The organism is Exiguobacterium sp. s16, assembly GCF_018618115.1.
GTDB classification, from domain to species: Bacteria; Bacillota; Bacilli; order Exiguobacteriales; family Exiguobacteriaceae; genus Exiguobacterium; species Exiguobacterium mexicanum_A.
The window spans coordinates 161,447-177,915 of record NZ_JACSLM010000004.1; the positions used below are offsets into that span (position 1 = coordinate 161,447).

Annotated in this window: 9 protein-coding genes and 1 pseudogene; all 10 read right to left on the reverse strand. The window is 53.7% G+C overall.

All coding sequences use genetic code 11. The features are described from left to right. Window positions 1-38: 38 nt before the first annotated feature. A pseudogene (tagH, locus tag KNP86_RS09705) lies at window positions 39-815 on the reverse strand (teichoic acids export ABC transporter ATP-binding subunit TagH); the annotation flags it as partial. A 7-nt stretch (window positions 816-822) separates the two neighbouring features. Then, entirely contained in the window at window positions 823-1,620 is a 798-nt protein-coding gene (locus KNP86_RS09710; RefSeq protein WP_034778846.1) for an ABC transporter permease, read from the reverse strand. A 16-nt stretch (window positions 1,621-1,636) separates the two neighbouring features. Beyond that, window positions 1,637-2,926: a nucleotide sugar dehydrogenase gene (locus KNP86_RS09715; protein WP_214754072.1), complete on the reverse strand. Its 1,290-nt coding sequence runs from the start codon at window positions 2,924-2,926 to the stop codon at window positions 1,637-1,639. A 141-nt stretch (window positions 2,927-3,067) separates the two neighbouring features. Then, entirely contained in the window at window positions 3,068-5,242 is a 2,175-nt protein-coding gene (locus KNP86_RS09720) for a glycosyltransferase (protein ID WP_214754074.1), read from the reverse strand. Next, entirely contained in the window at window positions 5,239-8,310 is a 3,072-nt protein-coding gene (locus tag KNP86_RS09725; RefSeq protein ID WP_214754076.1) for a CgeB family protein, read from the reverse strand. Before KNP86_RS09725 ends, KNP86_RS09720 begins: the two co-directional genes overlap by 4 nt. A gap of 82 nt (window positions 8,311-8,392) precedes the next feature. Further along, on the reverse strand, window positions 8,393-8,719 hold the full coding sequence (locus tag KNP86_RS09730; protein ID WP_034778855.1) for a hypothetical protein: 327 nt from the start codon (window positions 8,717-8,719) through the stop codon (window positions 8,393-8,395). Between the two features lie 10 nt (window positions 8,720-8,729). Further along, on the reverse strand, window positions 8,730-11,417 hold the full coding sequence (locus KNP86_RS09735) for a glycosyltransferase (protein ID WP_214754078.1): 2,688 nt from the start codon (window positions 11,415-11,417) through the stop codon (window positions 8,730-8,732). Window positions 11,418-11,614: 197 nt separating this feature from the next. Next, the gene (locus tag KNP86_RS09740; RefSeq protein WP_214754080.1) at window positions 11,615-13,690 is read right to left on the reverse strand and encodes a bifunctional metallophosphatase/5'-nucleotidase; all 2,076 of its coding nucleotides are present in this window, start codon (window positions 13,688-13,690) and stop codon (window positions 11,615-11,617) included. 262 nt (window positions 13,691-13,952) lie between these two features. Beyond that, window positions 13,953-15,896 carry an asparagine synthetase B family protein gene (locus tag KNP86_RS09745; protein ID WP_214754082.1) on the reverse strand — a complete coding sequence of 648 codons (1,944 nt, stop codon included), beginning with the start codon at window positions 15,894-15,896 and terminating at the stop codon, window positions 13,953-13,955. A 71-nt stretch (window positions 15,897-15,967) separates the two neighbouring features. Continuing rightward, entirely contained in the window at window positions 15,968-16,468 is a 501-nt protein-coding gene (locus KNP86_RS09750) for a hypothetical protein (RefSeq protein WP_214754084.1), read from the reverse strand. Window position 16,469: the final 1 nt, after the last annotated feature.

Consider the following 16,469-nt stretch of genomic DNA (forward strand, 5'->3'; position numbering starts at 1 on the left):
GTCTCGCCGAGCTCTGTAGATTCGACAACGGTTGTCCGGCGTTTCAACTTATCCGCTTTAAACGCGTCTTGTTGGTCTTTCGATAAGTTACGGAACCATCTTAAAAACTTGTTGTATTCACGTGCGACTTCTTCGACCGGTCCGTATTCGCGGACCTCGCCGAACTCGAGCCAAAGTCCGAGCGTACAGAACTGCCGGACTTGTGACACGGAGTGGCTGATGAAGAAAATCGTCTTGCCTTGATCCTTGAACTCGTTCATCTTCGTGAGACACTTGTCGGTGAACGTTTGGTCACCGACCGAGAGCGCCTCATCGATGACGAGGATATCAGGGTCGATATTAATCGAAATCGCAAATCCGAGACGCGACTTCATCCCGCTCGAGTATGTCTTGACGGGTTGATAGATGAAGTCACCGATATCGGCGAACTCGACAATCTGTGGCGTCAGCTCGGCGATTTGTTGTTTCGTCATCCCGAGCATGAGCCCTTTCAATTCGATATTCTCCATCCCGCTCAAGTTCCCGTTCAAGCCAGACGAGATCGCGATGAGCGCCGTCTTGCCTTTTAACTGGATTTGACCGTGGGTGGGCGGCATGACATCCGCGAGCAGGTTCGACATCGTCGATTTTCCTGACCCGTTGATGCCGATGATGCCGACGACTTCGCCCGGCGGCACTTCAAACGTGACGTTCCGGAGCGCATAGAATTGCTTCCCGTTCGTTTTATTGAGGAAAATCTCCTTCAATTTGTCGGTCGGCTTGTTGTATAACGTATAACGTTTTGACACGTTCTCAAATTTAACTTGATACATGATAGCCTCCTCAAATGTAATCGATGAAATATCGACGGAAGCGCATATGGATCATCGAACCAACAAAGAAGAGGACGAGCACGATCGCCCAGTAGTAGAGACCATACGCCCAGTTGTTCGCGAGCCAATCGGTACCGAGGAACATCGAACGATAGCCTTCAATCAAGTAATACAATGGGTTGACTTGAAGAATATCTGCGAGACGGCCGGTCGGAACCCAAAAAATCGGCGTCAAGTACATGAGCATTCGCATGAGCGATTGCAATAAGTTTTGTAAGTCGCGCACGATGGTCGTCAGTGCGGACGTGATTAACGCTAGCGAGTAAAGTAAGGCAAGAGCACTGATCGCCAAGTAAATGAACCAAAGCGAATGCAGCCCCATCGGATAGCCGAACGCCCACATTAACACGTAGGATACCGCCACTAAAATGGCATGGCGATAAAACAACGATAACAGGACGTACGCAGGAATCGTTGAGATTGGAAAGCTCATCTTAGAAACTAACCCAATCTTCGAATAGACAGACCGAGCCGTGGAAGTGATTGCCGCGGCAATAAAGAACCAGACGACAATCCCCGCAACGAGCCATGGCAGAAACGGCACGCCATCAATCGGCCTGCCGCTTCGAATACCAAATCCAAATACAAACCAATAGACTGCGATTTGCAGCAATGGCGTGACGAATTCCCATAAAAATCCGAGGTACTGCATTGAATAGTTGCTCTTCGTCTCATACGTCGCGAGACGCATGATCAGATACTTACTCGATTGCAGTTCTGAAAGAATAGCTTTCGCGGATTTAAACATGTGAATTCACCTTGAATCAACGTACGAGATTCGTTTCCTTTGTAAATTTGTACAAGTTGCCGTAGTTTACGACAGCCACATCGTCGCCAGCCGGCTTCACGATGTTGCGCGTGTCAAAGATCATCGGACGACGCATCGCTCCGCTAAGTTCAGCGAAATCGAGTGTCTTGAACTCGTTGTGGTCGACGAGGACGAGGACGAGGTCCGCATCTTGAATCGCTTCTTCTTTCGATACGAGGTCGAAGCGGCTCGATGTCGACTTCTCGACGTGACCGTCATGAACCGAGATGTTCACGCCGCGGTCGAGCAAGAGCTCACAGATGTCGACGGCTGGGCTTTCACGCATGTCGTCGACGTTTCCTTTGTACGTCACGCCGAAGACAGCAACTTTCGCGTCTTCGATGCCCGCAACGAGCTTCTCGACGTTGTCGGCCACGTAAGCTGGCATCGAGACGTTCGTCTCACGCGACAAGTTGATGATTTGAGCGAGGTCAGGTGACTTCGCGACGATGAAGTACGGGTCGACCGCGAGGCAGTGACCACCGACGCCAGGACCTGGGCTATGCAAGTTGACGCGCGGGTGTTTGTTCGCCATCTCGATGACGTCGAGGACGTTGATGTCGAGGTCGTTACACACTTTAGCGAGTTCGTTCGCGAGGGCGATGTTGACGTCGCGGAACGTGTTCTCCATGAGTTTCGACATTTCAGCCGTCTTCGCATCCGTCTTGACGATCTCGCCTTCGACGAATGTGCCGTAGACGCGTGCGCCAGCTTCCGCACAGGCAGGCGTGATGCCGCCGACGATACGGTTGTTGTGCACGAGCTCATGCAAGATTTGTCCTGGAAGGACACGCTCTGGGCAGTGAACGAGGAAGATGTCTTCGCCGACGACGAATCCAGCTTCTTCAACGATCGGCTTGACGAAATCGTCCATCGTACGTGGCGCGATTGTCGACTCGACGATGATGACGTTGCCTTTCTCGACGAATGGAAGGACTTTACGTGTCGCGTCCAAAACGTAAGTGAGGTCGCACGACTTGTGCTCGTCATCATTGTTTGGTGTCGGTACGGCGATGATGAAGGCGTCCGCTTTCTCCGGTGAGAGTGACGCACGGAATTTACCTTTTGCGACGACGTCGGCTACGACTTCGCCAAGACCTGGCTCTTCGATGTGGATTTCGCCACGGTTCAATTTATCTACGACGTTTTGAGAGATATCTACCCCAACGACGTCGACGCCGTATTTAGCGAAGACTGCCGATGTCGGCAAACCAATATACCCAAGACCTACTGTACATACTTTCATTTGTAGTAACCTCCAAGTGTGTGTGTGCCCTGCGATTTCTCAGTGCGAGCATGTCCATCATTTTATTTCAGTTTCGACAATAAAACAATACTCATTATACTCTTGAACAAATCAGCCGAGCAATTACATTTTAATGACAAATCAATGTTTTTCCGTTTCGGACAACGCCTCTAGTATAAGCTGTTCCAGCTTTTTAGCAAGTGTTTCGACCGCGAAGTGCTCAAACGCATAGGCTTGAAGCGGTTTTGCAGCTTCGAGCAAACGGTCTGAATCGTCGGCGTACGAGCGAATGATGTCGACGGCGTCGGACACATTTTCGAGCAATAAGGCGTCCGGATAAATCGTCTCGCTTCCCGTCCAGTGACGGATGAGCGGATACGTCCCCGACGTCATCGCTTCGGCCGGAGCCAAATGGAAGCTCTCGAGATCGCTCATCGAGAGGACGAAACCGATCTTTTGCAACCATTCCGGCACGTCGTCGCCGTGGCCGTCGAACTGGACGCTCGATTGGAATTGCGGCTCTTCGAGACGGGCGAGCAACTTGTCGTAATACGCCCGCTCCTCTTCCCGCTTGTTGATCCAGTAGATCTCGTTCGGGTGATGTCCTTTAATGAAGAGTTTATAGCGGCTGTCTTGTTGTAACAGCTGCTCGAGCAAATCGAGCGCCAAATCGAGCCGTTTCAGTTTCGGGTTGACGCCGATCATACCGAGGTGGAACGTCAAATCTTGTTTCACTTTCGGCTGCGCCAAACGCTTGCCGTCGACGGCGTTATAAATCATCGTCATCTTATGGCGCGGAATGCGGAACAGACGGTACATCTCTTCGAGCATATACGGCGAGACGAGGATGATTTTGTCGATATTGTGCAAATTGTATTGGCGCGGGAACGGTGTCTCTTTCTCTTGACGGTGAATCCGGACAATCAGCTTCTGGTGCGGCAGCTTATGCTCCGAGTACCAGACGGCGTTGCCGAGTCCCCACTCACAGAAGATGATGTCGGCCTGCTCAAGACATGCCTTACTATGGTTGACGTTGTGAATCTTATGGCCATCCCATTGGTCGACGAGCACGTTGAAGCGCGGGTTCTCCGAGAACTGCTTCATGAACAGCTTCAAGAACTTCAAGTCATGACCGGCGAAGACGATCGTCAACTTCTTCATCGCCCACAACTCGTCGCGCAGACGCGCGTACGTGTTCGTGAACGTGTAGTACTGGGCCATGTCGTATAGACGCTTGGCGGCCTCACGGTAGATGCCTGCGTCCGTGAGTGCGAGGCGTGCCTTGTCGATGAATTCCGTCTCCGAGTTGACGAAGAGCGGATAGTCGGCACCGAGAATGAGCTCGTGCATCGGGTTACGATTGAGCAGTACCGGTTTTCCGAGCGCCCCGTATTCGAGCAGCTTCGTCGACAGCTCGAGCGAGGCGTCGAGTTCCGGATGGCGCCAAGATACGCCGACCGCACTCGACTCGATTAACGTCTCGACGTCGCGGCGCGGGATGCCTTTCAACCACGTCACACCCGGGTCGTGACCGAGCCGATGTGTCACGTCTTTGCGGAAGTTCGGGTTGTTCGGGTCTTGATTGAACTTGTCCCCGGCGACGTGAAGCTCGGCCGCCGGATGTGTGCCACGCAGTTTCGCGAACGCCGTCAAAATCTCGCTCGAATACCAGAGCGGGGCGAATTTGCCGGTATAGACGAGGCGGTCGTTCGGTTTCGTGAACGACGGCGTCGCCTCTTTCACGTTCGGAATCATCGGATTCAAGATGAGGAACGGACGCTCTGTCGGAAGGAACGTCTCAAAATAATCTTTCATCGCCGACGTCTGGCAGAGCATGCGGGCCGAGCGCGAGGCGATTTGTTTCAAGCGGGCCAATTCTTCGTCCGACGCCTGCGTATGGTCGTGCGTGAAATCCGTGATATACGTCCACGTCTTCGCCATCGTGTCTTCATATGCTGACAAGTTGTAGGCGAGCTGGAAGCCGCGGATGAACGCCAAGTCGTACGACCCGCTCATCATGAGCTCATGGATGAGCTGGGCCGCCTCAGACGGCTCGAGCACTTTCTTCTCGTAATAAGGTTCGTCCTTCTTCGGTGACGTCTCGCTGAACACGTCGAGGAAACGGACGTTCGGCAACTCACGAATCGACGCCGTCACTTCCGGCTTCACGATCGAGCGTTTCAATAAGATATCGACGTGAATCGACGGGTCTTGTTTCAACATGTGAACGACGGATGTCAGCCAAATGGCCGACCCGTCGATCAAGTTCAAGTTCACGTCCCCATAGACGAGGACGCGGAGCGGTGCTTTCGTCATAACGTTACCTCCTGGACCATTGCGTCGGAGAGATTAGCTCCGCCTTTGACGTATTGATACGGGTCGATGCTGAAGATGCGCTCCCCGGACTGGGCCAGTTCTTGGAGTGACGCATCTTTCGTCAACACGTCGAGTGCCTCTTTCACGCTATAGAAGCGGAGTGCCGCCGGTTTGACGAGCGAACGTGTCGGCACAGCGTCGAACACGTAGCGATAGCTCGCATCTGTGTCTTGTTTCTCGAGCGTCCCGTCAAACGTGTAATGGTCGCCTTTCGTCAAGATGTTGGCGTCGGCATAACGCGCCGCCAAGATATAGTCGGACACGTACGACGGGCCGTAGTAGTCTTCCCGGTTGACGTACGCCATCCATTCGAAGCCGTCCAAAATCTCGGACAAGGCGTTGTACTGCGTCAAATAGCTGAGCATGAACGTCGAGATCTCCTCGGTGTTGTACTCGTTATAGACGTCGATGTAGCCGTCGAACTTGTCGAGGAACACGACGAGATGCGTATGGGCATAGTCTTGCGCTTGATAGATCGACACGACCCGCTCCATCTCTTCTTTCGAGCGGACGATGGCGACCATGGCGACTTTGGCGTGATCGACCCGATACGGGATGCCAATCGCACCGACGACTTGGGCGAGTCGTTGCGTGTACGTGTGATACGTCAACACGTGACGCATCCCGCGCATGGCGACGTCCTCATAGAAGGCGTCATCCGTCAACAGCTTCTTGAACGTCTCGTCGAGCATGGCATCGCCCTCATCGAGGAAGACGTAATCGCCGAGCATCTGCTTGACGCCAATCGAACGCGTGCTGACGACCGGTGTCGCACAGGCGAGTCCTTCGAACACACGACGCGAGAACATCGTCGGCGAATCGTTGACCGAGTTGACGTTCAGCATGACTTTGAAGCCTTTGTATGCTTTCGCGATCTGGTTATATTTCAAACTGCCGCGAATCGAGTCACGGAACTGCTCCGGGAATTGGAGCTGGTCCGTCTCGCCGCGTTGGTTCATCTCATAGTTGCGGTCATAGATGACGAGGCCGTAACGGTTCGCTGCGGCGAACAGACGGTCCATATCTTGCCGACGCGACTCGTGACGGTTCGCGTAATACGAGCCCGCGAACGACGCGTACGGTTCACGCGTACCCGGCAAGCGAATCGGATTGTGCTCTTTCGGTTGCGCGGCGAACGGGAGCGCGCCGACGCGGTCGTGACCGCAGTCGCGGATATAATCCTCGACCCGGTTCTCGTCAGTCGTGTAGACGTAGTCAAACCGTTTGGCTGTCTCGATGAAGCGATCGTAGTGGATCGGGTCTTCCTTGTTCCAGAACACGGTCGGGATGTTGTTATGACGGCACCATTCGAGCAGGCCGTCGAGTTCTTCCCACGTGTTCGTGCCGTATTTGACGATTTTCTTCTCCCACGCCCCGGCGTTCCCTTTCCACGCCGACTCGACCATCAAGAAGTCAGGTTGTTCATCGGCAAGGACGGCCGTCCAGTTGTCCGGTGTGAACGTGATCAAATCACATTCCGGACGGTACGATGCGGTCGTGAACTCATCGAAGATGGCCGCGACTTTCAGTTCGTGCAGCTCACGCGGCACGGCACGGAAAAGACGGGCTTCACGCACGTCGAGCCATTCCGGGCTGCGCGTCCGGTCGCTGATGATTTCCTCGGTGACACGAATCCGGTCGATGACCGCTTCCCCGTCCCCGTCGACACGAAGCGCGAAACGGAGGCGACGCGCCTCTTTCTCGAACTCAAAGATTTTCTCTGAACCGAGTTGGACTTGCTGCATATTCAAGCGGCCTTCCGTCGAATACGTGATGATATAGAGGACGACGTTCGTCCCTTCGCCCATCTCCCCATCGACCGTGACCCGGTAACGACTGTTCGATTTGACGTCGAACAAGAAATCGACCGGCAACAGTTTGAAGCTGTTGTTCGTCTCGGCATACGAGATGTAACGGCGATTGCCTTCCCCGGTCTTCAATTTGACGACGAGCTGGTCGTGCTTATGTTTCAGTTTGATCGTATCCGGCGTCGGCACCGTCCACATCGACGGTTTGAGCGACAAAATTTCTTCGCGACGGACGCTCTTCTCGCGGACCATACCGAGCTTCAATCCATGGAGCTCACCATGACCTGAGAAACGGACGAAATAGCGGACCGTTGTATGGCTCGGTGTCAGGCGGATAATGCCGCTCAGCCCGAGCGGGACCTCGATCATCTGGTCTTGGCCGTCCGCCGTGTACGTGACGACGAACAGGGAAGCGTTCGCCGTGCCGGTCACCGCTCCTTTTAAATAGAAACGATAGACGTCATCGTCCATGTCCCCGAGCGGGAAATCAATGGCACGTTTCGTGTTCACGTGCGGGAGCGCCGACTCGCCGACGCCGAAATGGACGTACTGGCTGCCAACGCCGTGAAGCAACAGTTTATCGTCCTCGAAGTCGACGACGCGGTTGATCGCCGAGATCAACTCGAGCTGTTTTGGTGTCAAATCGATGCGATAGTCGAAATCAGCGTCTTGCATATGGTAAGCCATACCTTCGACATCCCAAAGCGAGACACCGTTGACGTTCAACTCGATGACGCTATAAGAGCCTTTCCCTTCCGTCTCGATGGCGAAGCGGACTCGCGTCTCGTTCGCGAGCAAGGCGATGTCGGTCGGTGCCTGATTGTAGACGAACACGTCACGTGAGTGCTTGTTCCGTTGGTAGAGCGACACTTTCACGACGGGATTGACGTCTCCTGTCGCCTTCGCCCGAAACTGGACGTGCAGATGACGAGTTGATTTTGAGAACATTTGCTTGAGGTCAAGCGCCTCTTCTTTCCCATCCGCTCGGTACGCGAGTGCGACCGCTTCCGGCCGTGAGACGATGACGTCCGCTCCTTCTAAGTGCACCGCATTCGATGCGGTATACCAATTCGGGACGATCGGTCCCCCTTTACGGGAAATCACGCGATTGCGCGTCTTATTGATGATTCGTTTCCCGACGCGACGTGAGCGCTGTAAACCAAGATGTGCCGCACGACGTGCTTTCGTTTGCCAACCCATATGTCTTTCCTCCAAACTGCGGGGATGTTCCCCTCGATTTCACTAATAAGGAAGCGACACATCACATGTCGCTCCCGGTTGGTCATTTTCGTTTGACGATTTTGCCGACGCGGCTTCGGATGGCCCGCACTTTAAGGAGTACTTTGCCGACTTTAGACTGTGTCAAACTTTGATATTTACGATTGATTTGAGTAAATTTCCGACTCATTTGGTGATAGCGTTTATCAGCCTTCTCGACTTCTTTCGAGATCCACTCTACCGTATAGAGCAGTTCGGCGTAACGATGCAAGAGACGTTGGTATTGTTGACCCCTGATCCGGTATTCACGTTGAAGTCGTTTATTCTCCTCGATTTGTTCAGCGAGCTGCATCTCGAGAAGGTTCTTTTCTTGTTTCAATTGTTCACTCATGGTTGTCACCTCAACGGAATACGTCGAAATATAGACGTTTCAATTCATTTTTTTGACCGCTCTCGTACAGATCGATGAACTGTTTGAAGCGCGGGCTTCTCGGTTCGAGCGGCTTGAACTGCTCATAGATGGCATATAGCAGGTCCGCATTGCCGAGGAAGTCCTCTTCCCGCGACCGGCGAATGAACTGGAGATACCATAGCTCGAAAAACCGTTCAAAGCGCGTCTCGCGGTAGACGTCGAGCACACCTTCACGTTCGAACGCTTTCGCTCGGGCCGTCTCACGTAAGAGACACTTCTCGAAGTAACGGCGTGTGATCGTGTTGACGGTCGACCCGGCCACGGCCGCGTAATAATCGTGGATCGTCAAATCGACGAGTGCGACCCGTTCTGCCGACAAGAACATCTCTTGGAAGAAGAGTGAGTCTTGACCGACCGCACCGATGACTTGCTTCAATCCGTTCTCGACGATGAAGTCGCGGCGGATGACCATCGCCTGGATGCTTTGGACTTTGAAGTTGTGCTCGAGCAAGTAGGCGCGCGGATCTTCGATCATGCGAATGCCATCTTTTTCAAGCCCTTCGAGTTCAATCATCGCCTCACGGTTCGACAGCTTCAACATACTGCCGACGGCGAGGTCGAGTCCCGGTTCGCGTGTCATCAACTGATACAGCTCATGATAGCCGTCGTTGACCGCCTCGTTATCCGGATCAAGGAACGCGATATACGGAGTCGTCGCGAGCTCGACGCCCTTATTACGGGGGCGTGAGGCGCTGCCGCTGCCGCCATCCGCGAACGAGTACGTGTAGACGTTCGCGTGCTCACGTGCCAAGCGCTCGACGTAACGAGCCGTTTCGTTGTCGGTCGAACCATCGTCGACGAGCCAGATTTCCATGTCGTCAAACATCGAGCTCCGCTTCAAACTGAAGAAGCATTTGTTATACAAGTAACGGCCGTTGTTATATACCGGCACGACGACAGACAGTTTATAGTCACGTGGTGCGTTCGGCGAAACGACGACCTCGCCTTTGACGAGCTCGTATCGGTCAATCGCATAACCTGGTAACGTGCGTGTTTTGAGCGTACGCGTCGCGACTTCTTTTAGCGACAACTGTTCGGCGACGAACACCGAACGGTGGACGTCGGTCACGTCCGTCACATAGTCATGTTCCGGGCCCGTGACGAACGTTTCGCCGTCGAAGTAGGCCGCTTTCGTCACGAACGAGACGTCCGTGTATTTGAAGGCGTTAATCATGTCTTCCAAGTAGTACGCCTCATACGTATAGGCCGAGTCAAAGAATGCGACGAACGCCGCTTCTTGTAAATCGGTCTCGGTCACGGCGTCCGCCATGCGGAAACGGATGCTTGCATACGTCTGTGCGTCGATCATCGCTTGGAGACGCGACTCGTCACCCGAGCCGACGACGAGGACAGGGCGGGCCCCGAGTGCCTCCGTCTCGAGTCCGAGCGCGAACAACATCTCTTCAAACCGGTCGTGTAGCGTATGGCCGCCCATAACCGTGCGAACACCAGACAGTTGCTGGCGGACCATCTCGTCTTCTGTCTTGAACATGCTCAAGATTTGTTTTGCGTCCAACCGCCCCGTCGCGATGAACACGTTTGGGAAATCGTTGTTGACGGCGATATTATAGTTCGTCAAGACAAGGTTGCCGCGCGCCTGTGCATCATAGATCTCTTGGGCGCAGTAAGTCGGACTGTTCTTCACTTCGTTGACATGAAGAATCCAGTCGACCGATTTTTTCAAGTCACCCATGTTCGTCTCGCTGGCGACGAGATATGGACGATACGCCTCAGCGACTTCTGTATATTGATCACGGTTCGACTTCGTCACAAAGAGTTGATGGTCCGTCTCTAGCACACCGTCCATCAATTTGTTGACGTCGTCCATGAACACGTTGCGCATCGGGAAGTCGTTCGTGACGAGCACATCGTTCAGACGCGGGCGCGTCATCCCGATCGGATTGTGGAGCAGTTGGTTGACGAACGGCTTGATGACGAAGACACGGTCATGGTTGCACAGTTCCGTGTAATCTTGAACCCGTTCTTCGTTGGCCGTAAAGACGACATCACATTTTGCCGCGAGTGATGCGAAACGAGCGTAATGGTTCGTATCGGCCTCGGTGTGGAACACGGTCGGGATGTCCCGATAGTTCGCTTGTTTGATCAGTTTTTCGAGCCATTCGCGCGAATGTGAACGTGGTGTCCCCATATGCTCAAAACTTGTCGCCGCTTCTCCTGGAAGAATCGGGCTGATCATCAGGAACTCGATGTTCACACCGGCATTGATGAGTTCTAAAAACTCGGTGACCGTACTGAACGTATGGATGTTGCAGACGTTACGCCACGTCTCGGCCCGTTCGACCGGTCCGACGAACGCCACGTCGATGAGTTTCTTCTTATAGTAATACGCGGTTCCGTTCGACGACGGGAATGAAGCCACGTCGCTCGGGAATCGCTCGGACGCCGTGTCCCATTCTTGTTCGAGAGCCGTGTGGTAGGCTTCGAGTTTGGCGTCGTCCCAATACGGGAGCTGGGCTTTCTTCGTCAAAGACGGCAAGTCGTTGATGAGAACGACATCGCCTTCATCTAGTGGTTCTTTTTGTGAAATCCGTTCCCGTTCGGCACGTACCCATTTCGTGTGCGCTTGAACGTCGGACAATAATCGTCTTACATCCATTAAATTCGCCTCATTCTTTCATCATGTCGTATCGTAGGCTTCACACCTACACCCTCTGTCATAGTATCAAATATCAGATAGGCAAGCAATTTCAGTCAGATGACAATCCATTGACCCGTCCCTCTTGTCGTATACCCGACTTTCACGACCATTAACAAAAAAACACTCCCCTGAAAAAATCAGGAGAGTGAAACTGCTTAGTTTGCTGCTGTGTCGACGATGCGACCTTCCACTTTCGGCTCAACGGTTTTGAGACCGGCCACATGGTCACGCAAGTTTTCCCAGTCCGAGAGACCGAGGTCTTGAACGCGTCCTTCTGTATAAGCTTTGCCTAGTTCTTCGAAGCCGTCGCCGCCTTTGGCCGTGAAGGCGTTCGTCGCGACTTTATATGTCGTCGTGTCGTTCGCAACGAGGACGTATGCGTCGTCTTTCAAGTACTCGATTTTTGTCACGCGTTCGCCTGACGGTTTCGAGCTATCGTACGTCACTTTCAAGCCAGCCACGTGAAGGAAACCACCGTTTTCGCTCGGAAGCGGTCCGACGCTGCGCTCGAACGTTTGGTAAATCTCTGTCCCAGTGAGGTCAGCGATGGCGAGCGTGTTGCCGAACGGAAGCGTCGTGAGCACTTCGCCGATCGTGATTTCCCCTTCATCGATGGCTGCACGGATGCCGCCGCCGTTTTGCATCGCGCCGATGACGTCCGCGTTGAACGTCTTCGCTTTCGCGAGCATACCGTCTGTGATCAAGTTACCAAGCGCCGTCTCGTTTTTACGGACGCTCTCACCTGTCGTGTTACCGATGTCGCTCGTACGCGGGTTCGTGAGCGCTGCCGTCGCTGTAGCGCCGGTCGGTTGGTTTTTCAAGGCGTCGACATCTTCTTTGAACGGCGCGAGGAGTTGCGTCGCTTTCGCGTCTGCTTCAAGTTTCGACACGTCGATGACCGAACCTTCATGTGCGACGACTTTACCGTCATGGTCGAACGTGACGTCGAGTGTGCCGAGGTATTGGCTGTACTGGTACGCTTGGACGATGATGGTCGGGTTATCCGAATCCGCGTTCTTCACGACCGGTTTCGTAAGCAACGAGTGCGAGTGTCCGCCGATGATGACGTCGATCCCTTCAACTTCTTCTGCAAGGATTTGATCGTTGTCGACCGCTGGGTTGTCATCATAGCCTAAGTGCGTGACCGCGACGATGTTGTTGACGCCAGCTGCCTCGAACGCTGCCACGGCTGCTTTTGCTTCCGCGATGTAGTCTTGGAATTGCGTGTCGCCTGGGCTGGCGATGTCAGCCGTCTCTTCTGTTGTGAGACCGAAGAATCCGACTTTGACGCCGTCCACTTCTTTGATGACACCTTCATAGAGACGACCGTTGTATGGCTTGTCCGTCACCGCATCGCGGTAGAGCGATTTCAAGTTCGCATCAGCTGAGAAGTCGAGGTTCGAACTGACGAACGGGAAGTTCGCATAGCGGATGAACTTGGCAAGCTCTGCGTTGCCGTCTTCGTCGCCGCCGAGGTCGAACTCGTGGTTTCCGAGCGTCATCAAATCGTATTTCATGTAGTTCATGAGTTTCAAGTCAGCCATACCTTCAAACTTGTTGAAGTAGAGCGAACCTGAGAATACGTCCCCCGCATCGATCAAGAGAGCGTTCGGCTTCTCGGCACGAACTTGCTTAACGGCTGTCGCGCGTTTCGGCGCCAAGTCGAGTGAAGCGTGCGTGTCGTTCGTGTGCATGAATGATACTGTATTCCCACCGACCGAATATGGAAGCTCAGCTTCGATTGTGCGGCCGTTGCTCGTGAACTTCGCATGTGCCGTGAACGATCCGATTTTTGACGTATCGATGCCATGGACGCGGACGAGACGCTCGACTGTACCGTTCGCAAAGCGAACATCGAGACGAAGTGCGCTCGGCACGTTTTCCCCTTGTTTGAACGAGAGTGCTTCAGCCGGCTCGATGGCGACCGGATAGTTCAAAACGCGGACGCGCTTCTCGACTTTCAACCCCTTGCCGAGAACGATTCCTTTCGCCGTTTGATATGTACCGAGTGTGTTCATCTTGACCGAAGACTTGTACCAGTGAATCTTGGCCCCTTTGTATGTCTTGTCGAGTGACGCGTCGAGGTCCCCTCCGCGGACGAAGTCCGTTTTCAGTTTGACCGTCTTCGCTTTCGGTGCCGCGTCAGCTGTCGCTGCCGGAACGATCGATGAAGCGGTGATGGCCGCCACAGCGAGTGAAGCGTACAACTTGTTCGTTTTACGTGTGAGCATTTGATTTTCCCCTTTCAAATGTGGTGAAGCAGAACTAAAACGAATGATAGCGCTTACAATGTCTGACGGAGTACAATTGGCCTTGCTCCCTATTCCGTCTTCAGACCTATCGTTTCAGAGACCACTCTCCTCTCTAAACATATCCAATTCCACTAGTAAATACAATTAATTTTTCGTTAATTCCGTGTATCTTTTCCAAAAAATCCCCCGACTGCAACATCGAGGGATTCCTTGGAAATTGAAACACGTTAGGCAAAAAGCCTTACTCCGCTTCAATCAACTCATGAACTTGTGTGAACGGACTCGATGCCCCAGCCTTCAAATGACCGTGCTCGATTTCTTGAAGACGCAGCGCCTCAAGTTGCATCTTTGAGGCCGCGCCCCATTTGTTCGGTCCACAGTCACGGAGGGCGACCGTCCGGACCATGAACTCGGTCGTCTCAGCCGTCGCATCGAACTCGACCCATACTTGGTTCGGGCCGCCCCAGGCCGCGATATCCTCGGACAAGTACAAGACCCCGTCGACCCAAATCTCGTAGCGCATCCGTCCTAGGCCAAGGGACGACCGCTTTTCGAACGGGTTGAGCACGTTCAAGTTCAAACGATATGTCTGACCAGGTTTCGTCGTCAAGATTTGCGAGTAGACCATGTAGTCCCCTTTTTTCATCGCGTTCGCTTCAAGATGATACGACACGTTCGTCGTCAAGCGACGTACGTTCAACGGGATCGTCGACTCGTCCAACCGTCCGCTCGTGATCACCCCGTTCAACGGCATCCAGTCTTGGTCGAGCGTCGGATGCAGATAATCGCGCATCGTGTCGCGTTTGTTCACGCCCCAGAACGCGAGCACCGGCCACTCATGACCGATCACTTCATAGAACAGCTTTGCGTATAGACGGTCCCCATATTCAGGCGCGAGGAACAACTCGAGGATGGCCCGGGCGTTGAACGGAATGTACGTCTCGAAAGCGACGTCGCTCTCGGCGAGCACTTGCTGGTGCCACATGCCCATCCGGTACTCCCAATATAACAAGTCGTACGGGTCATACCCGTGGAGCGTCGCCTCGGTCAACCCGACCGCTTCAACGTAAGACGTCCATAACGCGACGACACGGTCATCTTCCCGCGACTTCCATGAATAGCAACGAATCGCGCCTTCGACGGTGAACTCGGCCGGGAGGGTACGGTTTTTCCGGTAAAAGGCACGACCGATCTCGAGGATGTTCGACCGTAGATGTCGCGTCGGCCGGTCGTTGTACAGCTTCATATATTCATAGGCGTGGGCATGACCGTGATTTGACGTCACACTTTGGCGCATCATATCGCGAAACGGTTTTGCCTCGTCCGCTTGTTCGAACGCTCGGCCGTCGACCGGGATGATACGATGGGCGAATCCGAGGTCGCGCGCCATCATCGTGGCGACTTCCGCATCGATATCGAGCGACTCGACGTGCGCCACGTTTTGGTACGTGAACGCCTCAATCTCAGCGAGGAACGGTTTCAGGAGCGCGAGCGACAGACGGCTGTCGATCCCGGCCGTGAGGGAGAAGATGATGCGTTCGTCTGTCTCGAACAGCTGATGCAACTGGTTGTCGAACCAGGTCCGGAGCGGTTCGATCGCCGCCTCGACTGGTAGCGATTCAAGCGGACGCCGTGGATAATAACGGGTCATCACACATGACCCATCGACGAAATGGTTCGGAACGAGAATCCGGATCGTCTCATAGATCGTGAAGTGACCCGGCAAGTGGTAATGGTTGTGTTGACGCAACTCGCTTGAACAGAGCGGGTGCGGTGCGGACTGGACGTCTTCTTGCAACAGCTCTAAATGACTGGCGGCCCGGAGCGGCGCTTCTGTCGTGAAGTAGACGCCGCGCATCCCTGTCGCATCGTGGTAGAGCCGGACGGATGCCTCGTCGCCACGAATGAGCACATAACGACCGCCCATGAAGTCGAGTGATTCGTGGAACGCTTCCGTCGTTTCTGCGCTCAGTCGCGCAAGCAAGTTCATCCGGTCACGCTTCATCGCTCGGATGTCAATGACATCCCCCATAGCGAGCATCCACCGATTTCCATTTTGAATCAAGTCGACCTGAGTGATTGGGTCATAGTAAAAGAAGTCACCGTTCGGCAAAGTGACCATATCCCACCCGTCACGTGTGGTCTGTGTCGGCGTCATTAAAAATCCACGTTGATAAGCTTGCATCGTTTTCCCTCATTCTATAGTAAATTCTTGCCTCGACTCGAAAAAAGATGAGCACCGGACGTGCCGGTAACTCATCGAGATTGACTGATGATGGTCATCCAAATATTAGAGGTAGAACCCGCTGCTTTTGCATAGTCAGCCGGTTTAGCCAAATTGAGCTGAACACCGTTTTGATATAAATACAAGTGGGTCACTCTCCCGCCACCAGAAGCCCCGATCGTGATGCCTCGTTTCGTGAGCGTCTCGTCCGGTTCGGCAATGATAGAGACGACCGAATCGCCGCGATCACGACGGACGATGATCGTCCCACGTTTCGGGTCGATTTCGGCCCCTGTGAAGCCCATCGGTTTATGACTGCTGTTCGAGTGTATGTATAGGCCTTTCGCATCTAACCGTAGCGCCATCCCGCTAAATCGCAAATCGTTTCCCAAGGTAGACGCATGAAGCTTCACTTTCGCCTCGGCTTCTTGGTTTTGTTGATAGATGACGCCAGATAAAATCAGACAGACCAAGACGAACGTCCTGACGAGAAATTGGAACTTTCGTCTCTGTTTCCGTTGTGCACGACTCATA